This window comes from Allobosea robiniae, assembly GCF_900102525.1.
Taxonomy (GTDB): Bacteria; Pseudomonadota; Alphaproteobacteria; order Rhizobiales; family Beijerinckiaceae; genus Allobosea; species Allobosea robiniae.
This window is the reverse complement of the sequence record NZ_FNBZ01000002.1, coordinates 195,642-215,441: the sequence shown is the minus strand read 5'-3', so window position 1 is coordinate 215,441 and position 19,800 is coordinate 195,642. Positions and strand designations below refer to the sequence as shown.

General features: G+C 66.3%; 21 protein-coding genes. 10 read left to right on the top strand and 11 right to left on the bottom strand.

All coding sequences use genetic code 11. The features are described 5' to 3' along the window. Positions 1-60 precede the first annotated feature (60 nt). Positions 61-3,378 (top strand): carbamoyl-phosphate synthase large subunit, encoded by a 3,318-nt coding sequence (gene carB, locus BLQ70_RS06680; RefSeq protein WP_091856342.1) that lies wholly within the window; start codon positions 61-63, stop codon positions 3,376-3,378. 102 nt (positions 3,379-3,480) lie between these two features. Next, complete coding sequence (gene greA / locus BLQ70_RS06675) at positions 3,481-3,954, top strand: transcription elongation factor GreA (protein WP_061969309.1); 474 nt, start codon at positions 3,481-3,483, stop codon at positions 3,952-3,954. Between the two features lie 117 nt (positions 3,955-4,071). On the opposite strand, the gene BLQ70_RS06670 is transcribed toward greA, so the two are convergent. After that, positions 4,072-4,683 (bottom strand): MarC family protein, encoded by a 612-nt coding sequence (locus BLQ70_RS06670; RefSeq protein WP_200959664.1) that lies wholly within the window; start codon positions 4,681-4,683, stop codon positions 4,072-4,074. A gap of 179 nt (positions 4,684-4,862) precedes the next feature. Between BLQ70_RS06670 and BLQ70_RS06665 the strand changes: the two genes are divergently transcribed. Next, the gene (locus BLQ70_RS06665; protein ID WP_091856341.1) at positions 4,863-5,354 is read left to right on the top strand and encodes a hypothetical protein; all 492 of its coding nucleotides are present in this window, start codon (positions 4,863-4,865) and stop codon (positions 5,352-5,354) included. Positions 5,355-5,365: 11 nt separating this feature from the next. Here the strand turns inward: BLQ70_RS06665 and BLQ70_RS06660 are convergent, their stop codons facing one another. Next, positions 5,366-5,830 carry an Lrp/AsnC family transcriptional regulator gene (locus BLQ70_RS06660; protein ID WP_061970237.1) on the bottom strand — a complete coding sequence of 155 codons (465 nt, stop codon included), beginning with the start codon at positions 5,828-5,830 and terminating at the stop codon, positions 5,366-5,368. Positions 5,831-5,891: 61 nt separating this feature from the next. Here BLQ70_RS06660 and BLQ70_RS06655 point away from each other — a divergent pair, with 61 nt between their 5' ends. The 3 genes from BLQ70_RS06655 (at position 5,892) to BLQ70_RS06645 (ending at position 8,989) form a co-directional block, all read left to right on the top strand. Beyond that, positions 5,892-6,902, top strand: coding sequence for a mitochondrial fission ELM1 family protein (locus BLQ70_RS06655; protein ID WP_244511930.1), 1,011 nt, complete (start codon positions 5,892-5,894; stop codon positions 6,900-6,902). Between the two features lie 87 nt (positions 6,903-6,989). Beyond that, complete coding sequence (gene trxB, locus BLQ70_RS06650; RefSeq protein ID WP_091856339.1) at positions 6,990-7,955, top strand: thioredoxin-disulfide reductase; 966 nt, start codon at positions 6,990-6,992, stop codon at positions 7,953-7,955. Positions 7,956-8,098: 143 nt separating this feature from the next. Continuing rightward, on the top strand, positions 8,099-8,989 hold the full coding sequence (locus BLQ70_RS06645) for a LysR family transcriptional regulator (protein ID WP_061969317.1): 891 nt from the start codon (positions 8,099-8,101) through the stop codon (positions 8,987-8,989). A gap of 565 nt (positions 8,990-9,554) precedes the next feature. Here the strand turns inward: BLQ70_RS06645 and BLQ70_RS06640 are convergent. From BLQ70_RS06640 to BLQ70_RS06615, 6 genes are all read right to left on the bottom strand, one after another. Continuing rightward, the gene (locus BLQ70_RS06640) at positions 9,555-10,106 is read right to left on the bottom strand and encodes an NADPH-dependent FMN reductase (protein ID WP_061969319.1); all 552 of its coding nucleotides are present in this window, start codon (positions 10,104-10,106) and stop codon (positions 9,555-9,557) included. A gap of 126 nt (positions 10,107-10,232) precedes the next feature. Beyond that, entirely contained in the window at positions 10,233-10,808 is a 576-nt protein-coding gene (locus BLQ70_RS06635) for a methylated-DNA--[protein]-cysteine S-methyltransferase (protein ID WP_091856338.1), read from the bottom strand. Between the two features lie 93 nt (positions 10,809-10,901). Next, complete coding sequence (msrP, locus tag BLQ70_RS06630) at positions 10,902-11,858, bottom strand: protein-methionine-sulfoxide reductase catalytic subunit MsrP (RefSeq protein WP_091856658.1); 957 nt, start codon at positions 11,856-11,858, stop codon at positions 10,902-10,904. Positions 11,859-11,962: 104 nt separating this feature from the next. After that, entirely contained in the window at positions 11,963-13,072 is a 1,110-nt protein-coding gene (gene leuB, locus BLQ70_RS06625; RefSeq protein WP_061969323.1) for a 3-isopropylmalate dehydrogenase, read from the bottom strand. Positions 13,073-13,179: 107 nt separating this feature from the next. After that, on the bottom strand, positions 13,180-13,569 hold the full coding sequence (locus BLQ70_RS06620) for a RidA family protein (protein ID WP_091856337.1): 390 nt from the start codon (positions 13,567-13,569) through the stop codon (positions 13,180-13,182). Positions 13,570-13,646: 77 nt separating this feature from the next. Beyond that, entirely contained in the window at positions 13,647-14,831 is a 1,185-nt protein-coding gene (locus tag BLQ70_RS06615; protein WP_061969327.1) for a lytic murein transglycosylase, read from the bottom strand. A gap of 135 nt (positions 14,832-14,966) precedes the next feature. On the opposite strand from BLQ70_RS06615, the gene BLQ70_RS06610 reads away from it, so the two are divergent. From BLQ70_RS06610 to BLQ70_RS06600, 3 genes are read left to right on the top strand one after another with little or no spacing between them, the layout of a single operon-like run. Next, positions 14,967-15,227: a SemiSWEET family sugar transporter gene (locus BLQ70_RS06610; protein WP_061969329.1), complete on the top strand. Its 261-nt coding sequence runs from the start codon at positions 14,967-14,969 to the stop codon at positions 15,225-15,227. Between the two features lie 51 nt (positions 15,228-15,278). Then, the gene (locus BLQ70_RS06605) at positions 15,279-15,635 is read left to right on the top strand and encodes a DMT family protein (RefSeq protein ID WP_061969331.1); all 357 of its coding nucleotides are present in this window, start codon (positions 15,279-15,281) and stop codon (positions 15,633-15,635) included. A gap of 38 nt (positions 15,636-15,673) precedes the next feature. Beyond that, a complete protein-coding gene (locus tag BLQ70_RS06600) occupies positions 15,674-15,976 on the top strand; it encodes a hypothetical protein (RefSeq protein ID WP_091856336.1) in 303 nt (100 codons plus the stop codon). A gap of 7 nt (positions 15,977-15,983) precedes the next feature. On the opposite strand, the gene BLQ70_RS06595 is transcribed toward BLQ70_RS06600, so the two are convergent. Continuing rightward, positions 15,984-17,117: a PQQ-dependent sugar dehydrogenase gene (locus BLQ70_RS06595; protein WP_091856335.1), complete on the bottom strand. Its 1,134-nt coding sequence runs from the start codon at positions 17,115-17,117 to the stop codon at positions 15,984-15,986. Positions 17,118-17,275: 158 nt separating this feature from the next. Beyond that, positions 17,276-18,250: a Bug family tripartite tricarboxylate transporter substrate binding protein gene (locus tag BLQ70_RS06590; protein WP_162766171.1), complete on the bottom strand. Its 975-nt coding sequence runs from the start codon at positions 18,248-18,250 to the stop codon at positions 17,276-17,278. 141 nt (positions 18,251-18,391) lie between these two features. Between BLQ70_RS06590 and BLQ70_RS06585 the strand changes: the two genes are divergently transcribed. After that, positions 18,392-19,204 carry a crotonase/enoyl-CoA hydratase family protein gene (locus BLQ70_RS06585; RefSeq protein WP_091856333.1) on the top strand — a complete coding sequence of 271 codons (813 nt, stop codon included), beginning with the start codon at positions 18,392-18,394 and terminating at the stop codon, positions 19,202-19,204. 3 nt (positions 19,205-19,207) lie between these two features. Here BLQ70_RS06585 and BLQ70_RS06580 read toward each other — a convergent pair whose 3' ends face one another. Next, positions 19,208-19,687 (bottom strand): YaiI/YqxD family protein, encoded by a 480-nt coding sequence (locus tag BLQ70_RS06580; protein WP_091856332.1) that lies wholly within the window; start codon positions 19,685-19,687, stop codon positions 19,208-19,210. Between the last annotated feature and the right edge of the window lie 113 nt (positions 19,688-19,800).

Below are 19,800 nucleotides of genomic sequence, written 5' to 3'. Positions count from 1 at the left end.
CGGCTCCGCTCGCCCGACCGGAGCGGCCTTGCGCGCGCCTGCCCAAGACCGGTCGAGATCATGCCCAAGCGCACAGACATCAAGTCCATCCTGATCATCGGCGCCGGCCCCATCATCATCGGACAGGCCTGCGAGTTCGACTATTCCGGCACCCAGGCCTGCAAGACGCTGAAGGCCGAGGGCTACCGGATCATCCTGGTCAACTCGAACCCGGCGACGATCATGACCGATCCGGACCTGGCCGACGCAACCTATGTCGAGCCGATCACGCCCGAGATCGTCGCCAAGATCATCGAGAAGGAGCGCCCCGACGCGCTGCTGCCGACCATGGGCGGCCAGACCGCGCTGAACTGCGCACTCTCGCTCAAGAAGATGGGCGTGCTCGAGAAGTTCAACGTCGAGATGATCGGCGCCACCGCCGAGGCGATCGACAAGGCCGAGGACCGCGAACTCTTCCGCGAGGCGATGACCAAGATCGGCCTCGACACGCCGCGCTCGCACCACATCAAGACGCTTGGCCAGGCGCTCGATGCGCTGGAGGATATCGGCCTGCCCGCGATCATCCGCCCCTCCTTCACCATGGGCGGCACCGGCGGCGGCATCGCCTACAACAAGGGCGAGTTCATCGACATCGTCGAGCGCGGCATCGACGCCTCCCCCACCAGCGAGGTCCTCATCGAGGAGAGCGTGCTCGGCTGGAAGGAATACGAGATGGAGGTCGTCCGCGATAAGAAGGACAACTGCATCATCGTCTGCTCGATCGAGAATTTCGATCCGATGGGCGTCCATACCGGCGATTCGATCACCGTCGCCCCGGCGCTGACGTTGACCGACAAGGAATACCAGATCATGCGCGACGCCTCGCTGGCGGTGCTGCGCGAGATCGGCGTCGAGACCGGCGGCTCAAACGTCCAGTTCGCGATCGATCCCGCCACGGGGCGCATGATCGTCATCGAGATGAACCCGCGCGTCTCGCGCTCCTCGGCGCTGGCTTCCAAAGCGACGGGCTTTCCGATCGCCAAGGTCGCGGCGCGCCTTGCCGTCGGCTACACGCTGGACGAGATCGAGAACGACATCACCGGCGGCGCGACCCCGGCCTCCTTCGAGCCGACGATCGACTATGTCGTCACCAAGATCCCGCGCTTCGCCTTCGAGAAGTTCCCAGGCTCCGAGCCGACGCTGACCACCGCGATGAAGTCGGTCGGCGAGGCCATGGCGATCGGCCGTACCTTCCAGGAATCGCTGCAGAAGGCGCTGCGCTCGCTGGAGACCGGGCTCGACGGCCTCGACGAGATCGAGATCGAGGGTTACGGCAAGGGCGACGACCGCAACGCCATCAAGGCGGCGATCTCGACGCCGACGCCGGACCGCATCCTCCAGGTCGCCCAGGCCATGCGCGCCGGCTTCAGCGACGAAGAGATTCACGAGAGCTGCAAGATCGACCCGTGGTTCCTCGCCCAGATGCGCGAGATCGTCGAGACCGAGGAGAAGATCCGCAAGATCGGCCTGCCGACCACGCCCGGCGCGTTCCGCCAGATCAAGGCGATGGGCTTCTCCGACAAGCGCCTCGCCGCCGTCTCCGGCCAGACCGAAGCCGAAGTCCGGACCCTGCGCCGCTCGCTTGAGGTCCGCCCGGTCTACAAGCGCATCGACACCTGCGCGGCCGAGTTCGCCTCGCCCACCGCCTATATGTATTCGAGCTACGCCATGCCCTTCGCCGGCAAGGCCGCCGACGAGGCCAATCCCTCCGACCGCAAGAAGATCGTCATTCTCGGCGGCGGACCGAACCGCATCGGCCAGGGCATCGAGTTCGACTATTGCTGCTGCCACGCCTGCTATGCGCTGCGCGATGCCGGCTACGAGACCATCATGGTCAACTGCAACCCCGAGACGGTCTCGACCGACTACGACACCTCCGACCGGCTCTATTTCGAGCCGCTGACGGCGGAAGACGTGCTCGAGATCCTCGAGACCGAGAAGCAGAACGGCACGCTGATGGGCGTCATCGTCCAGTTCGGCGGCCAGACCCCGCTGAAGCTCGCCAACGCTCTGGAAGAGGCCGGCATCCCGATCCTCGGCACCTCGCCTGATATGATCGACCTCGCCGAGGACCGCGATCGCTTCAAGCGCCTGCTCGACAAGCTGCACCTCAAGCAGCCGAAGAACGGCATCGCCTACTCGGTGGAGCAGGCTCGCATCATCGTCTCCGAGCTCGGCCTGCCTTTCGTCGTGCGCCCGTCCTATGTGCTCGGCGGCCGCGCCATGGCGATCATCCGCGACGAGGTCCAGTTCGAGGACTACCTGCTCGGCACCCTGCCCTCGCTGATCCCCTCCGAGGTCAAGGCCAAGTACCCGAACGACAAGACCGGCCAGATCAACACGGTGCTCGGCAAGAACCCGCTGCTGTTCGACCGCTATCTGTCGGATGCGATCGAGGTCGATGTCGACTGCCTCTGCGACGGCAAGGACGTCTTCGTCGCCGGCATCATGGAGCATATCGAGGAAGCCGGCATCCATTCCGGCGATTCGGCCTGCTCGCTGCCGCCGCGCTCGCTCTCGGCCGAGGCCATCGCCGAGCTGGAACGCCAGACCAAGGCGATGGCGCTCGCGCTCGACGTCGGCGGCCTGATGAACGTCCAGTACGCCATCAAGGACGGCGATATCTACGTGCTCGAAGTGAACCCGCGCGCCTCGCGCACGGTGCCCTTCGTCGCCAAGGTGATCGGCGTGCCCGTGGCCAAGATCGCGGCGCGCGTCATGGCCGGTGAAAGCCTCGCGAGCTTCAACCTGAAACCGCCGAAGCTCGCCCATGTCGGCGTCAAGGAGGCTGTCTTCCCCTTCGCGCGCTTCCCCGGCGTCGACGTCCTGCTCGGGCCGGAGATGCGCTCGACGGGCGAGGTCATCGGCCTCGACCGCTCCTTCGACACGGCCTTCGCCAAGAGCCAGCTCGGCGCCGGTTCGAAGGTGCCGGTCAAGGGCACGGTCTTCGTCTCCGTGCGCGACGAAGACAAGCCGCGCATCCTGCCGGCGGTCCGCATCCTCGCCGATCTCGGCTTCCGCATCCTCGCCACCGGCGGGACGCTGCGCCACCTGCAGGAGCAGGGCATCGCGGCCTCCAAGATCAACAAGGTCCTGGAGGGGCGTCCGCACGTCGTCGACGCGCTCAAGAACGGCGAGATCCAGCTCGTCTTCAACACCACCGAGGGGCCACAGGCTCTTGCGGACTCCCGCCCGCTGAGGCGCACCGCCCTCTTGCACAAGGTGCCCTATTATACCACCTTGGCAGGCGCGATCGCGGCGGCGGAGGGCATCAAGGCCTATTGCAGCGGCGATCTCGAAGTACGATCCTTGCAGTCGTATTTCGAACGCGCGGCCTGACAGGCCGTTCGTCGCGAATTCGGATATTGAGCGGAAGCGCGGGAACCGGCGGTCGATATGCCGCCGGTGGGCCGCGCTTTCGGAGCTTATGGGACGGAAAGAATGGAAAAGGTTCCGATGACCGCGGGCGGCTTCGCTGCCCTGGAGGCCGAGCTGAAAGACCGTCAGCAGGTCCAGCGCCAGCGCATCATCACCGCGATTGCCGAAGCGCGCGCGCTGGGCGATCTCTCCGAGAACGCGGAATATCACGCGGCCAAGGAAGCCCAGTCGCTCAACGAGGGCCGGATCATGGAACTCGAATCGCTGATCGGCCGCGCCGACATCATCGACGTCTCGAAGCTCGGCGGCGAGACCATCAAGTTCGGCGCCACGGTCAAGCTGATCGATGACGATACCGAGGAAGAGAAGAGCTACCAGATCGTCGGCGAACCGGAATCGGACGTGAAGTCCGGCAAGGTCTCGATCGGCTCGCCGATCGCGCGCGCGCTGATCGGCAAGAAGGTCGGCGATTCCGTCCAGGTCAACACGCCCGGCGGCGGCAAGTCCTACGAAGTCGTCAGCGTCGTCTTCCGCTGAAATGAACCTCATTCTCGGGCGAAGCGCAGCGCAGACCCGAGAATCTCATGAAAGGGAGGCATAGGAGCCTCCTCCGGCCAGAGATGCTCGGGTCTTCGCCCGAGCATGACGGCGCTTCTACCCCGCCAGCACGACCCGCATCGCCTTGATGATGCCGTCCACGGCGACGCTCGCCAGGATCAGCCCCATCACGCGGCTGATGACGCTGGCGCCGGCATTGCCGATCACCGCGATGATCCGCGAGGCGCAAAACAGCAGCACGAGCATGAGCGCGAAGATGATCGCGATCTGGCCGATGGTCTCGGCCTGCTCTGCGAGGCTGAACTTCGAATTGTCGGTCACGGTCATGACGGTCAGCATCGCGCCCGGACTGGCGATGCTGGGGATGGCCAGCGGGTAGACCGCCTTTTCGAGATCCGAGGAACGCAGCAGCTTCTGGTCCTCCTCCAGCTTCGATTCGCCGAAGATCATCGTCAGCGCGAACAGGAACAGCACGATGTTCCCGGCGATCTGGAAGGAGCTCAATTCGATATCCATCGCCGACAGCAGCACCTGGCCGAGCAGGATGAAGAACAGCAGCACGAGGAAGGCGACGAGTGAGCCGTGCAGTGCGATGCGCCGCGCAGCAGAGGCGCTCAAGCCCGCCGTGACCGCCAGGAAGACCGGCAAGGTGCCGATCGGATCGATCACGACCCAGAGCTTCACGAACTCCGTCAACCAGCGATCCACGATAGCGCCCTCTTGTCTGCCGCGCGCGACGGACCGCGCGTCTCCCCCGCCTCGATAGGCCGCATTTCGACACGACTTGGCAACCACCCCCGGGGCATGATCGGCGCGAAGGCCGCGGCCATGGACTATCGCCGCTCCGCACCTACATTGAAGCGACAGGCTTTTTCGGAGATCCGACCATGATCACGCGTCGACATGTTCTGGCGTCCGCGCTCGGCGCCACCGCGCTGGCCCTGGCGCCGGCCATTTCACCCGCTGCGGCTCAGGGGGCTGCGGTCGGCACCATCCGGGTCGAGGCCCTGCCCTCGGTCGTCGAGGCGTGGGGGCCGAACGTGCCGATGGTGAAGGCCGAACTGGCGAAAACCCTGACCGAGATTCTGGGGCCGACACTGCAGCGCGGCGCCGGCACCCGGCTCGTCGTCACCATCGGCCGCCTCTGGCTCGCCAGCGATATCCGGGGCGGTCGCTTCTCAGGCGCCAGCGACGATTATCTCGAAAGCACGGCCACGCTCTACGACCGCAGCGGCCGGCCGCTCGCCAGCTACCCGATCCGCTCCACCGAATCGTCGAGCGGCGCCGGCAATCCGCAAGTGGCGGATGTCGACCCGCTTCGCCTCAGGGCGCTTGCCCGCAACAATGCCTGGTGGATCCGGCACTATCTCGCGGGCTGAGGACGCGGCTGTCAGCCGAAGGGAACGATCGGCTCGTCCTTGACCCGGTCGAGGGCGAGCGCGGTCCGGACATTGCGGACATTCGGCATCGCCGTGAGTTCGGCGACGAAATCCTGGAAAGCCTTCAGGTCCGCCGCGACGCATTTCAGGGCGAAGTCGATATCGCCCGAGAGCGTCCAGCACTCTCGCACCGTCGGCCAATTCCGAATCCGATCCTGGAAGGCGATGAGGTCCGCCTCGGCCTGGCTCGCCAGATGCACGAACGCGAAGCAGACCACCTCGAAGCCGAGTTTCCGCTCGTCGAGATCGGCATGATAGCCGCGGATCAGCCCGGCCTCCTCCAGCGCGCGGACGCGCCGCAGGCAGGGCGGCGGCGAGATGCCAACGCGGCTTGCCAGCTCGACATTGGTCATGCGCCCATCGGCCTGGAGCTCGCGCAGGATGCGCAGGTCGATATCGTCGAGTTTGGGGCGCAACGAACATTCCCGCGTGAAGGTCGCGCTGGTGTAGACGGCGCGGCCAAGCGATACAAGGCGCATGCCACGAGCCCAGACCGCCATGCACGACAATCCGGAGCCGACCGTTTGGGTCCTCACCGACGGCAAGGCCGGCGACGAACTCCAGTGCCTGGGCGTCGCCGAACGATTGGGCGTCGTACCCGAAATCCGCCGGGTGAAACCCCGCCGGCCCTGGGCCTGGCTGATGCCGCGCGGGCCGATCGACCCGCGCGAGGCGCCGGACCGCCCGGCAAGCCCGCTCAAGCCCCCCTTCCCCGACATCGCCATCGCGTCGGGCCGGCGCGCCGTCGCCTATCTGCGCGCCCTGAAGCAGGCCTCGAACGGCGCGACCTACACCGTCTTCCTCAAGGATCCGCGCACCGGCCCCGGCACGGCCGATCTGATCTGGGTCTCCGGCCATGACCGGCTGCGCGGCGACAACGTCCTGGTTACCGCGACCTCGCCGCATCGCCTGACGCCCGGGAGGCTCGTCGCCGCCCGCGCCGCGCCGCCTGCGGCCATCGCGAGCTTGCGCAAGCCGCGTGTCGCGGTGCTCGTCGGCGGCGACAGCCGGCATCACCGCTTCACCCGGGCCGATAGCGAGCGCCTGACAGGGCAGCTCGACGCGCTCGCCAGCTCAGGCGCGAGCCTGATGGGCTCGCCCTCGCGGCGCACTTCGCCGGCGCTGGGAGCTGCCGTCGCCGCGGTCTTCGCCAAGCATGGCGGCTGGTGGTGGGACGGTACGGGCGAGAATCCCTATCTCGCCCTGCTCGCCAATGCCGATGCCGTGGTCGTGACGGCCGACTCCACCAACATGATCGGCGAGGCGGCGGCAGCGGGCGTGCCCGTGCTGGTCTTCGAACCTACGGGCGGCCATCCCAAGATCGCGGCGCTGGTCTCGGCGCTCGAACGCGAGGGCGTTGTGCATCGCTTCTGTGGACGCCTTGAAGGCGAGGCTTACGAACCGATAGACTCAACGCCGATCATAGCCGATGCGATACGGCAAGGCTGGCTGCGCCACCGGGCGGCATTGGGGTTCACGGGCTCCTGAACCGGGCCGCTCTTGTTTCGGTGCTACGCCTGCGTATCTGACGGATCGAGACTGCGGCTCCAAGCCCGCAGGAGAGGAACTGAGACGATGGCCCACACCCACGCCCGCGTCATGATCGTCGGCTCCGGCCCGGCCGGCTACACCGCCGCGATCTACGCTGCCCGCGCCATGATGGAACCGGTGCTGATCTCCGGCCTGCAGGCTGGCGGCCAGTTGATGATCACCACCGATGTCGAGAACTATCCGGGCTTCGCCGACGTCATCCAGGGCCCATGGCTGATGGAACAGATGCGCGCGCAGGCCGAGCACATGGGCACCCGCATGGTCTCCGACCATATCGCCCGCGTCGACCTCTCGCAGCGCCCGTTCCGGCTCTGGGGCGACGGCGGCGAAACCTATTCCTGTGACGCGCTCATCATCGCGACCGGCGCTCAGGCCAAGTGGCTGGGCTTGCCCTCCGAACAGGCCTTCCAGGGTTTCGGCGTCTCGGCCTGCGCCACCTGCGACGGCTTCTTCTTCCGCAACAAGGAGGTCGCCGTCGTCGGTGGCGGCAACACCGCCGTGGAAGAAGCGCTCTATCTCGCCAATCTCGCCAGCAAGGTGACGCTCATTCACCGCCGCGACAGCCTCCGGGCCGAGCGCGTGATGCAGGAGCGCCTGTTCAAGCACCCGAAGATCGAGGTGGTCTGGGACAGCGAGATCGCCGAGATCTGCGGCGGCACCACCCCGCCCAACGTCACGCATCTGCGCCTGAAGAACCTCAAGACCGGCTCCGAGAGCGAGCTTAAGACCGACGGCGTCTTCATCGCCATCGGCCACAAGCCGGCGACGGAGCTCTTCGTCGGCCAGCTCGCCATGAACGAATCCGGCTATCTCGATGTCGAGGCCGGCACGACCCGGACCAATGTCGAGGGCGTCTTCGCCGCCGGCGACGTCACCGACGAGCATTATCGTCAGGCGGTGACCGCAGCCGGCCTGGGCTGCATGGCCGCGCTCGATGCCGAACGCTGGCTCGCCGCCAACGCGCTGGATCGCCGCGAAGCAGCGGAATGAAGCCTTTGGCGCAACCCATCACTGACTCTGATGGGTTGCGTCACCAGATTCACGGCGAATAACGCAGACTTCTGCCACACAGACATTGACGCACCACGCCTTTATCCCCCATCATGCAAAAAACGCATAGCGGGGGAAGCGCGGTGGATTGGGACCGCATTAGAATCTTTTATACGGTCGCGGAGTCAGGCAGCTTCACAAAAGCTGGCGATGTTCTCGGCTTGAGTCAATCGGCCGTCAGCCGGCAGATCGGGGCGCTCGAGCGAGAGCTGCGCGCGCCCTTGTTCCACCGGCATACGCGCGGCCTGATCCTGACCGAGCAGGGCGAGTTGCTCTGGCGAGCGGCGCGCGAGATGACGCAGCGGCTGGAGCGGACACGCTCGCAGCTCTCCGAGACGCGCGAGCATCCTTCGGGCGAGCTCAAGGTCACGGCGACGCGCGGCCTTGGCGGCCACTGGCTGACGCCTCGCCTTGCCGAGTTCCTGGACCTCTATCCCGACATCAGGGTCGAGCTCATCCTCACCGACGAGGAACTCGACCTGTCGATGCGCGAGGCCGATATCGCGATCCGCCTGCGCCAGCCGCAGCAGCCGGACCTGATCCAGCGCAAGCTCTTCACGGTGCATTTCCACGTCTACGCCTCGCCGGCCTATGTGAAGCGCTTCGGCGAGCCCAAGAGCTACGACGATCTCGACAACCACCGCATCCTCTCCTTCGGCGGCACCTCGCCGTCCTATCTGACGGCGGTCCACTGGCTCGGCACCATGGGGCGCGACCAGCGCAATCCGCGGCCGATCCATCTGACGGTCAACAATATCACCGCGATGAAGCGCGCGGTGGATTCGGGCGCCGGCATCGCCGTGCTGCCGGATTACCTGATCGAGACCGGCTCGCCCCTCGTGCAGTTGATGCGCGAGACCGAGATGCCGCAGCTCGAAAGCTATCTGGTCTATCCCGAGGAGATGAAGTCGGTCGCCCGCGTCCAGGTCTTCCGCGACTTCCTCATCCAGAAGGCCCAGCGCTGGACCTACTGATTTCGCCTGTCTCCGCGAAGAATCGGGCGCCGCAAGGCGCCCGATTTGATTCTGGCGGTTTTGTGACCATTTCCGCGTTTCGCATGCGCCATATTCGGACAGTTCGCCTGAAAACTGTTCAGGAGCGGACGAAATGCCGGTTTTCGCGGGACCTGCAACTTTCCCGCGCAGGCCTCATCCTGCAATGAACGCATATTTCTCAATCATTTAGGCTCAAATTCACGCCATCTGCCCTTGGTTCATGCAGTCACTGCATGGCGGACCCAAGATATGTTGCATTGCAAAACGGCAGGTCATGCCCGATATTGAACTCACGGTTGTTCGAAACGGGCTCCGCAATCTCCTCCCGGCGTTGAGTTCGTTTCAGCCGTTCCCCTCTGAGATGTTTGGCGGTTTCGCCAGATGTTTCAAACTTTTAAAGCCGGCTCCCCTCGGGGACGCCGGCTCTTTTTTTGCGTGAAGGCTGGGATCTCCGTCAGCCTGCCTGCCTCCCCACATCCCCGGAAATGAGAAAGGCGCCGCCCAGAAGGGCGACGCCTTGGCGGCAGCGCGACGTTGGCGTCAATCAGGCGGCGAGCTTGCCGGCGATCTGGGCGAAATTGTCGATGAAGCCCTGCAGGAAGCCGCGTGTGGCCTCGTTGGTGACATTGTGCTGGGCGTCGACCAGATCGTCCTTGAAGGTGACGAAGACCTGGCCACCCACGACGACTCCGGCGAGGTTGGTCAGGATCATCCGCAATTCGTTCTGGGAGACGGCCGTGCCGACGGCGCCCCCGCTGGTGCCGGTGACCGCGACGGTCTTGCCCGCCCAGGAATTCTTGCCATAGGGGCGCGAGGCCCAGTCGATGGCGTTCTTGAGCACCGCGGGAATCGAGCGGTTATGCTCGGGCGTGACGATCAGGATCGCGTCGGCGGCCTCGATCTCGCGCTTCAGGCGCAGGGTCGATTCCGGCCGGTTCGGCTCCAGGTCCTGGTTGAACATCGGCAGGTCGTCGATCTGGATGATGGTCGCGTCGAAGGCGCCGGCGCTCAGCTTCACCAGCGCCTCGGCCAGCTTGCGGTTGATCGATTCGCGGCGGTTGCTGCCCACGATGACGGCGAGCTTCAGTTTGGCCATGATAGTCCCCAGTGGAGGGTGGAAAGGCCGGAACAGTAGAGGCCGCGCGCCCGAGCGCGCAAGCAGCGGGGCTGCAAGGAGGACATTGCGCGATTTCAAGCTGCGAGGCCGGAGGCCTCCCACTCATCAGTGTCGCCCGGGCCGGGCCGCCAGCGGCAGGGCATCGAACAGGCTGGGCTCGGCGCTGGTGCGCGCCTTCTCGATGGTCAGGATCCTGAGCTTGATCTCGACGCCGCCCTCGGCCGAAAAGCCACCGGTCTTGCCCCCTGCCGCCAGAATGCGATGGCAGGGCACGATGATCGGCCAGGGATTCTGGCCGAGTGCGACGCCGACGGCCCGCGCCGCGCCGGGGTCGCCGATACGCTGTGCCACCTCGCCATAGGTCAACGTCTCGCCATGCGGGATGGCGAGCGCGACCTCGTAGACCTTGCGATTGAACTCGGAGACGCTGTCCAGCGCCACCGGCAGATGGGACAGGTCGCGCTTCTCGCCGTCGAACAGCGCGCGGATGCCGGCTACGGCCTCCGCGACGAAGCCTTCGGCGGGGACCTCGTCAGCCTCGGGGAAGCGCCGTTCCAGGCGCTTGCGGGCCGCCGCCTCGTCGCGCTCGGGCAGTTGCGCGCCGATGAAGCGCTCCCCTTCCCAGACAACGGCGCAGGGGCCGATCGTGGTCTCGAACAGATGGAAATGCTGGTTGGCCATGCTCGACTCGTGTCGTTCCGGCTTGGAATGGCATGAGGTCTAGCACGGCAGCGGCAGGAGACGGCACCCGAAACCTGCCGAATGCCCTTCCCCTCACATGAAGAGCTTCTCGCCCTCCAGCCCCTTGTAGAGGCCCGCGACCTGCTCGCCATAGCCGTTATAGATCTGCGTCGGGCGCCGCTCGCGCGAACCCAGGATCTGCTCGCTCGCCTGGCTCCAGCGCGGATGCGGCACGGCCGGGTTCACATTGGCCCAGAAGCCGTATTCCGAGGCCTGCAAGCCTTCCCAGAAGGTCTTCGGACGCTCGGCGACGAAGCTGATCTTGCGGATCGATTTCACCGATTTGAAGCCGTATTTCCAAGGGGTGATCAGGCGGATCGGCGCACCGTGCTGCGTCGGCAGCGGCTTGCCGTAGATGCCGGTGACGAGCAGCGGCAATTCGTTCGTCGCCTCCGCGATCGTCAGCCCCTCCGTATAGGGCCAGGGATACCAGCGCTGGTTCTGCCCCGGCGCGACGCGCGGGTTCATGAAGGTTTCGAAGCGGATGTATTTCGCCCCCGCAAGCGGCTTCGCCAGCGCGACGAAGGACTTGAGAGGGATACCGGTCCACGGCACCGCCATCGCCCAGGCTTCGACACAGCGGAAGCGATAGAGCCGCTCCTCGATCGGCAGCTTGCGGATGAGATCGTCGAAACCGATCTCGAAAGGCTTCTCGACGAGGCCGTCGACCTGAATATTCCAGGGACGTGTGGCGAGGCGCTTTGAGGCGTCGACGATGTCCTTCGACATGCCGAATTCGTAGAAATTGTTGTAGTTCGCGGCGTCCTCTTCCGCCGTCTGCGGCACGCCGAGCACATAGGCGGCGTTGCGCTTGGCCGGGTAGAGATCAACAGTCGGATCGGCTGACTGCGCCGCGGCGGCACCCGGCAATGCCGCTCCTGCGATCAATCCAGCGCCTGCGGCCATCAGCTGGCGGCGATTGAGGAACACGCTCTCGGGCGTGGCCTGGTTTTCCGGCATGTCCCAGCCGGCACGGCGTTTGATCAGCATGACGGACATACTCCGTTTTCGTTGGCGGTTGTTAGGCCACGAAAGCGGGGTAACGGCAATTCACGAGGGAGAGAGAATTTCTCTCCCTCGTCACATCCGGTAGATCAGCCGCGCGCTTCCAGCGCCTTGATGATCGCCTGCCCCATCTCGCTGGTCGAGACGGCGTTGGCGCCCGGCGCCGCGATGTCCTTGGTGCGGGTGCCGGAGCCCAGCACATCGGCAATCGCGCCTTCGAGCCGGTCGGCCGCCTCGCCCGCGCCGAACGAGTAGCGCAGCGCCATGGCAAAGGAGCCGATCATCGCGATCGGGTTGGCGAGGCCCTTGCCGGCGATATCCGGCGCCGAGCCATGGACGGGCTCGTAGAGCGCCTTGCGCTTGCCCGTGGCCGGGTCCTCGGCGCCGAGCGAAGCGGAAGGCAGCATGCCGAGCGAGCCGGTCAGCATCGCGGCCACGTCCGACAGGATGTCGCCGAACAGGTTGTCGCAGACGATGACGTCGTACTGCTTCGGCCAGCGCACGAGCTGCATGGCGCAGTTGTCGGCCAGCACATGCTCGAGCTCGACATCCTTGTATTCGGCCGCATGCAGCGCGGTGACCGTCTGCTTCCAGAGCACGCCGGTCTTCATGACGTTATGCTTCTCGGCCGAGGAGACCTTGTTGCGGCGGGTGCGGGCGAGCTCGAAGGCGACGCGGCAGATCCGGTCGATCTCGGGCGTGGTGTAAACCTGAGTGTCGATGCCGCGCTTCGAGCCGTCCTCCAGCGTGACGATCTCCTTGGGCTCGCCGAAATAGACGCCGCCGGTGAGCTCGCGCACGATCAGGATATCGAGGCCCTCGACGACCTCGGGCTTGAGCGAGGAGGCCGAGGCCAGCGCCGGATAGCAGATCGCGGGCCTGAGGTTCGCGAACAGGCCGAGGTCCTTGCGCAGGCGCAAAAGGCCGGCTTCCGGACGGTGCTGATAGGGGACGTCGGCCCATTTCGGTCCGCCGACCGCGCCGAACAGCACGGCGTCGGCATCCTGCGCGAGCTTCATGTCGCCTTCGGAGATCGCCTGCTTGTGCGCGTCATAGGCCGCGCCGCCGACAAGGCCCTTCTCGATTTCGAAGGAGCCGAGGCCCTGCTTCCCGAACCAGGAGACGATCTGCTCGACCTGGCCCATCACCTCGGGGCCGATGCCGTCGCCGGGGAGCAGCAGGAGCTTGTGGGTCGCCATGGATCGCCTCGCCTCGTCGCGTGTTTGCGTTGGCGGGTGATTACGGGGGCTGCAGCGCGCGCGCAAGCGCCGCGATGCAGCCCTGCCCTGTTCGGAGCGTGGCGCCCTCAGGCCTTCGGCAGGCGCGCCGTGACCTCGATCTCGATTTTCATTTCCGGCTTGAGCAGCCCGGCCACGACGTAGATGCCGGCAGCGGGCCTGATCTCGCGGAAGAACTCGCCGCAGACGGCGAGCACCGGCTCGCAATAGCTGCGATCGGTGACGAAATACTGCGCCCTGACGGCATGGGCGAGCGAGGAACCCGCCTCCTCCAGCACGGTTCCGATCGTGCGGAAGATGTTGCGCGCCTGCTCTGCCGCATCGTCCGGCAGGGTCATCGTGGCATAGTCATAGCCCGTCGTGCCGGAGACGAAGACAAGATCGCCGTCGATCACGGCACGCGAATAGCCGAAACTGCGCTCGAAGGGCGAGCCGGTGGAAATCAGGCGGCGGGTCATGGCGTCTCCGGAGGCTTCAGATGCGGCGGGAAGGCTTTTCTCAAGCCCTCCCGCGACGCCACCCGTTTTCTGCAAGGTCAGACCCGCCCGCCCTTGAGCGCGCGCAGCACCTTCTCGCCCGGCCGTCCGGTCTGGGGCATGCCGATCTTCGCCTCGATCTCCTTGATCGCAGCGCGCGTCAGCGAACCGACCGCGCCATCCGGCTCACCGACATTGTAGCCGCGCGCGATCAGCAGGCGCTGGAGCTCGCGGCGCTGCTCGCGCGACAGCGGCAGGTCGTCGGTCGGCCAGTTGCCCTGCACGCCCGGCCGGCCGCGCAGGCGGTCGGACAGGAGCGAGATGGCGAGCGCGTAGGAATCCGCGCCGTTATAGCTGTAGGCGGCGTCATAGTTCTTGAAGACGAGGAAGGCCGGCCCGTTGCGCCCCGCCGGCATCAGGAGCCCGGCATTGCCATGGCCGTCGAGCCGCGAGCCGTCGTATTTCACGATGCCCTGCGCCGCCCAATGCGACAGCGGACGCTTCGGATTGCGGCCGGCCGCGCCGCGATAGCCGTCCGGCACGCGCACCTCGTAGCCCCAGGCCGCGCCGGTGACCCAGCCGGCCTTGTCCATGAAATTCGCGGTCGAATGCAGCGCGTCGGGGATCGAATCGACGAGGTCGCGCCGGCCGTCGCCATCGCCGTCGACACCGAGCCTGAGATAGGTCGAGGGGATGAACTGGGTATGCCCGAAAGCGCCGGCCCAGGAGCCGAACAGCCGCTCGGGCCTGACGTCGCCACGCTGGATGATCTGCAGCGTCGCGATCAGCTCGCCCTTGAAGAAGGCGTTGCGGCGCGGCGCCAGGCAGGCGCCCGTCGCGAGCGACTGCACCAGCGGCCATTTGCCACGCGCCTTGCCGAAATCGCTCTCGACGCCCCAGACGGCGGCGATGGTGTGGCGGTCGACGCCGAAGCGCCGCTCTGCGGCGGCAAAGACGGAGGCGTATTGGCGCAGCATCGAGCGGCCCTCCGCGACCTTCTCCTCATCGACCAGCGTGCCGAGATAATCCCAGATCGGCGTCTTGAACTCCGGCTGGTTGTTCATGGCTTCGATGATCTTCATGTCCGGCTCGACGCCGGCCATGGCCCGGTCGAAGGTCGCGCCCGAGACGCCCTTGGCGGCGGCGGCCGACCGCAAGCCATTGAGGCAGGACTGGAAGCCACTCTGCGCCGAGGCGGCGGAGGCAAGGAGGATGAGGGGCAAGGCCAATGTGATTGCGCGCATGGGTCTCCACCGAATCGCTTGAAAGACGCGAAACTAGGCCGCTGTGGTTAAGGGAGGTTAACCATCGAGAATGGCGGCACGAAGAAGCGAATCCGGCTATGGGGGAGCCAGCATCCCTTCCGCGATTCGCCCGCCATGTCGCCAGCCGCTGTCGAACTCCTCGGCTTCGCCGCCGCCACGCTGACCAGCCTGTGCTGGCTGCCGCAGGCCTGGCGGACCATCCGCACCCGCGACACCCGCGCGATCTCGCTGTGGACGCAAGGGCTCTTCGCCACCGGCACCGCGCTTTGGCTGAGCTATGGCATCCAGATCCTGTCCTGGCCGGTCATCGCGGCCAATGCGCTGACCCTGCTGCTCGTTCTCGCCATCATCACCATGAAGCTGCGCTTCGGCTGAACGCCGGAACGCATCCAACCTGTTCCCACCGCCGCGCAGAAGGCCTCCGGCATGCCCTCGCTCTCAATGGCCCATCTCCTGCCGATCGCCATGCTGTTCGGCTCCAACATCTTCATGACCTTCGCCTGGTACGGGCATCTCAGCTACAAGAGCACGGCGATCTGGCTCGCCATCCTCGCGAGCTGGATGATCGCCCTGCCGGAATACATGCTGGCCGTGCCGGCAAACCGCATCGGTTCCGCCGTCTACTCCGCCGCCGAGCTCAAGACCATGCAGGAGGTCATCACGCTGACCGTCTTCGCCGGCTTCTCGGTGTTCTGGCTGAAGGAATCGCTGACCTGGAGCCATGCGGTCGGCTTTGCCCTGATCGCCGCCGGCGCCTTCTTCATCTTCCACGCCAAGGCCTGAGCGCCACGCCTCACTTCTCTTCGATAGGACCGACTGCCTTGCAAAAGACGGCACTGATTTTCTGCGGCCTCGTGCTCGCCCCCGCTACAGCCCTCGCCGGCCCGACCTGCAGCCCGAGCGACGAGAACGCCCGCATCCTCTCCGCGGCTTCGCCGAGCGCCGTCCATCGCAACTGGCAGGGCGGCAAGCAGGTCGGCTACGGCTGGTCGCTCCAGGTCGAGCGCAGCGCCCATGACGCCGCCGGCACCGAATACTATGTCGGCGATCTCTACGATCCGAACGGCAGCCTCGCGACCCGCAAGGTCTTCGTCATCGAGCGCGAATGGGATTGCGGGCCGTGACCGGCGCCTAGCTAGCCGGCCGCACCCGCAGCACCTTTCCGTCGGCATCGTCGCTGAGCAGGTAGATAAAGCCGTCCGGTCCCTGGACGACGTCGCGGATGCGCGCGCCGATATCGGTGAGCAGGCGCTCCTCGCCCGTCACCTTCTCGCCCTCGGTGGAGAGCCGGACCAGCATCTGCCCGGCGAGTGCTCCGACGAAGAGCGAGTTCCTCCAGGCCGGCCAGACCGGCCCGGTATAGAAGGCGGCGCCGGACGGCGCGATCGACGGATCCCAGTAGAACAGCGGCTGCTCCATGCCGGGCTTCGCCGTGCCCTCGCCGATCTTCGCGCCGGAATAGTCGACGCCATAGGTGATGACCGGCCAGCCATAGTTCAGCCCGGCCTTGGGCGTGTTGACCTCGTCGCCGCCGCGCGCCGCATGCTCCGCGGTCCAGAGCTGCCCGGTCTCGGGATGCAGCGCCGCGCCCTGGACGTTGCGATGGCCGATCGACCAGTTCTCCGGCGCCCACCCCTCCTTCTTCGGGTTGTCGGCAGGCGTCCCGCCCTCCGGCCGGATACGGATGATCTTGCCGAGATGATTGGCCGGGTTCTGTGCCTGGTCGCGCTGGCTGTAGCGATCGCCCACCGTGACGAAGAGCGCGCCCGTGCGGTCGAAGACGAGGCGCGAGCCGAAATGCATGTTGGAGCTGATCGTCGGCATCTGCCGGAAGATCACCTCGACGGCCGTCAGCGCCGTGCCCTGTTCGTTGAGGCGTCCGCGCGCGACACTGGTGCCGTTGCCGCCCGAGCGCGGCTCGGAAAAGGAGAGATAGACGAGGCGGTTATGCGCGAAACCGGGATCAAGCGCGATGCCGAGCAGACCGCCCTGCCCGCGCGCCATCACGCTCGGCAGGCCGGTGATCGGCCGCGAGAGCTGGCCATTGGTCTCGACGAGCCGCAACCGGCCCGGCCGCTCGGTGACCAGCATGCGTCCATCCGGCAGGAAGGCGAGGCCCCAGGGGTTTTCGAGCCCGCTTGCGACGGTCTCGACCGAAAGCTCCCCGGCACTCGAGGGGTAGCGCTTCTGGGCAGCCGCAGGCAACGTCAGGCCCGCGACCAACAGGGCCGTCCCGAGCACCCCAACCAGTCGCAACCGCCGCATGGTCCGCTCCTCGCTTCATCCGATCGACAGATCGGAGATAGAGGGGAACGCTGCCGATCGCCAAGCCGTTGCGGCCAACTCACGACGAAGTGAGGCGATCGGCGCGGCCATCCCGGCCGGAGCGATGCGCCAGCCGGGATGTTCGAGACGGTGCCCGCTTACTCCGGCTTCACGCCGGCATCCGCGATGATCTGCTTCCAGGTCGCGATTTCCTGGACGTGATAGGGCTTGAACGCCTCGGGATCGCGCACTTTGAGCGTGAAGCCGAGCTTCAGGATCGCCTCCCGCGTCTGGGGCTTGTTCAGCGAGGCGATCACCGCCTTGGACAGCGTGTCGAGCACGGCGTCCGGCGTCTTCGCCGGAGCAAAGAAGGCAGCCCAGGAATCGGCATCGGCATTGCTCACACCCTGCTCGCGCAGCGTGGGAATGTCCTTGGCACGCGGATTGCGCTCCGGGCTCGCCAGGGCCAGCGCCCTGAGCGCGCCGCCGTTGATCTGCTCCAGCACGCTCGGCAAGGTGGAGTTGGCGACGTCGATGCGGTCGGCGATGATTTCCTGCACCAGCGGCGCGGCGCCGCGGAACGGCACATGCGTCATCTTGATGCCGGTGCGCTGCATGAACAGCTCCATCGCCAGATGCGAGCCGGAGCCGACGCCGGTCGAGCCATAGTTGAGCTTGCCCGGATCGGCCTTGGCCAGCGCGATCAGCTCCTGGATGTTCTTGGCCGGCAGGCCGTTGCGCACGACGAAGGCATGCTCGAAGGCGCCGACGCCGGCAAGCGGCGCGAAATCCTTCACCGCGTCGTAGCCCGGCTCCTTCAGCAGGAACATGTTGTTGCCATGCGTCTGGTTGTTGCCGAAGACGATGGTGTAGCCATCCGCCGGGCCATGGGCGACGGCGCGCGTGCCGACGGCGCCCGAGGCGCCGGCGCGGTTGTCGACCACGACATTGTGCCCGAAGGCAATCGTCAGATCCTGCGCCACGAAGCGTGCGATGGCATCGGTCGGCCCACCCGCCGGATAGGGCACGACCAGGGTGATGACCTTGCTGGGAAAGCTCTCGGCCCGGACGATCGACGGAGCGAATACGGCGCCGGCCATCAGGCCGAGCGTGGAACGGCGGGTCAACGACATGGACTTCCTCCCGGACACCCACCTGGATGGCGGGGCTGCTTTCCGGCGAGATTTACGGGCAAAGGCGCCATGCGTCCAGCGCCAGATATGGGCTCGAAAACACAGCTTAATCTGCATGGGAAACAAGGAGAGGGACGGAGAATGGCGGTACGAATCGAGAGGCAGGGCAAGGTCGCGACGGTCGTCCACAGCAGGCCGGAAGCGCGCAATGCGATGGACCCCGACAGCGCCGATGCGCTGACTCGCGCCTTCCTCGAACTCGACAGCGACGAGGACACGGCGGCGATCGTCTTCTGGGGTGAAGGCGGCGCCTTCTGCGCCGGCTGGGACCTGAAATATGCCCAGGCCTTCACCGATGCCGGGCGCTTCGAAAGCGAGATCGTCGAGAGGCTTGCCTTTCCCGCCGCCGATGGCACGACGCCCCGCGGGCCGATGGGCCCCTCGCGGCTGGAGATGAGCAAGCCGCTGATCGCCGCGATCGAGGGCCCGGCCGTCGCGGGCGGCATGGAACTCGCGCTCTGGTGCGACATCCGCGTGATGGCGGAGGATGCCTATTTCGGCGTCTATTGCCGGCGCTGGGGCATCCCGCTGATCGACGGCGGCACGGTGCGCCTGCCGCGCCTCGTCGGCCAGGGCCGCGCGCTGGAAATCATCATGACCGGCCGCAAGGTCGCGGCGGACGAAGCACTCCGCATCGGCCTGTGCGAGACGGTCTCGCCGAAGGGTGGGGCTCGCGCAGCAGCCGAGGCGATGGCCCGGGAGATCGCGCGCTTCCCGCAGGGCGCGGTCCGTGCCGACCGCGCCAGCGCCATCGCCGGCCATGGGCTGAGCATACAGGAAGCACTTCGGCGGGAGTGGCAGCGGGGCGTCCACACCATCGCGACGGAAGGCGCAGCAGGCGCCGGCCGCTTCGCTGCCGGCAAGGGGCGCGGCGGCGACTTCTCGGAGATCTGAGGGTCAGGCGCTGAAGCCGGCCCGCTTCAGCCGCTGGATCGCGAGGTCGAGCGCCTGCAGGAAGGCCGAGCGGTCCTTTGGCGAGAACGGCTTCGGGCCACCGCTGGCCGCGCCCATCGCGCGCAGGTCTTCCATCATGTCGCGGGTCGCCAGCGCCATGCCGATCGAGGCCTCGCTGAAGGGCTTGCCGGTCGGCCCGATCACGTCGGCTCCGGCCTTGATGCAGCGATCGGCCAACGGGATGTCGGCGGTGATCACGATCGAGCCGCGCGAAACCCGTTCCGCGATCCAGTCATCGGCCGCGTCGAAATTGCCCGGCACCGTCACCCGCTCGATCCAGGGCTCGCGCGGCACGTTGAGGAAGCTGTTGGCGACGACGAAGACATGCAGGCCGTGGCGGCCGGCGACGCGATAGACCTCGTCCTTCACCGGGCAGGCGTCGGCATCGACATAAACAGCAATGGGTCCCGCAGAGCTCGTCATGGACGGGCCTTCGCATGCTCGCGGCGCAAGAGCAAACCGTTCCAAATTCATGACGCTTCTGCAAAACATCAAGCAGTTGCGCTTGCGATCATCTCCGCTGAGTCATAAACCAC

Coding starts and splice junctions, on each gene's coding strand:
- BLQ70_RS06590 (WP_162766171.1), bottom strand. CDS start 18,250: ATGTCGTTGACCCGCCGTTCCACGCTCGGCCTGATGGCCGGCGCCGTA.
- BLQ70_RS06605 (WP_061969331.1), top strand. CDS start 15,279: ATGCCCTCGCTCTCAATGGCCCATCTCCTGCCGATCGCCATGCTGTTC.
- BLQ70_RS06620 (WP_091856337.1), bottom strand. CDS start 13,569: ATGACCCGCCGCCTGATTTCCACCGGCTCGCCCTTCGAGCGCAGTTTC.
- carB (WP_091856342.1), top strand. CDS start 61: ATGCCCAAGCGCACAGACATCAAGTCCATCCTGATCATCGGCGCCGGC.
- BLQ70_RS06610 (WP_061969329.1), top strand. CDS start 14,967: ATGTCGCCAGCCGCTGTCGAACTCCTCGGCTTCGCCGCCGCCACGCTG.
- msrP (WP_091856658.1), bottom strand. CDS start 11,858: ATGCTGATCAAACGCCGTGCCGGCTGGGACATGCCGGAAAACCAGGCC.
- BLQ70_RS06655 (WP_244511930.1), top strand. CDS start 5,892: ATGCCACGAGCCCAGACCGCCATGCACGACAATCCGGAGCCGACCGTT.
- BLQ70_RS06635 (WP_091856338.1), bottom strand. CDS start 10,808: ATGGCCAACCAGCATTTCCATCTGTTCGAGACCACGATCGGCCCCTGC.
- leuB (WP_061969323.1), bottom strand. CDS start 13,072: ATGGCGACCCACAAGCTCCTGCTGCTCCCCGGCGACGGCATCGGCCCC.
- BLQ70_RS06595 (WP_091856335.1), bottom strand. CDS start 17,117: ATGCGGCGGTTGCGACTGGTTGGGGTGCTCGGGACGGCCCTGTTGGTC.
- greA (WP_061969309.1), top strand. CDS start 3,481: ATGGAAAAGGTTCCGATGACCGCGGGCGGCTTCGCTGCCCTGGAGGCC.
- BLQ70_RS06585 (WP_091856333.1), top strand. CDS start 18,392: ATGGCGGTACGAATCGAGAGGCAGGGCAAGGTCGCGACGGTCGTCCAC.
- BLQ70_RS06640 (WP_061969319.1), bottom strand. CDS start 10,106: ATGGCCAAACTGAAGCTCGCCGTCATCGTGGGCAGCAACCGCCGCGAA.
- BLQ70_RS06580 (WP_091856332.1), bottom strand. CDS start 19,687: ATGACGAGCTCTGCGGGACCCATTGCTGTTTATGTCGATGCCGACGCC.
- trxB (WP_091856339.1), top strand. CDS start 6,990: ATGGCCCACACCCACGCCCGCGTCATGATCGTCGGCTCCGGCCCGGCC.
- BLQ70_RS06615 (WP_061969327.1), bottom strand. CDS start 14,831: ATGCGCGCAATCACATTGGCCTTGCCCCTCATCCTCCTTGCCTCCGCC.
- BLQ70_RS06665 (WP_091856341.1), top strand. CDS start 4,863: ATGATCACGCGTCGACATGTTCTGGCGTCCGCGCTCGGCGCCACCGCG.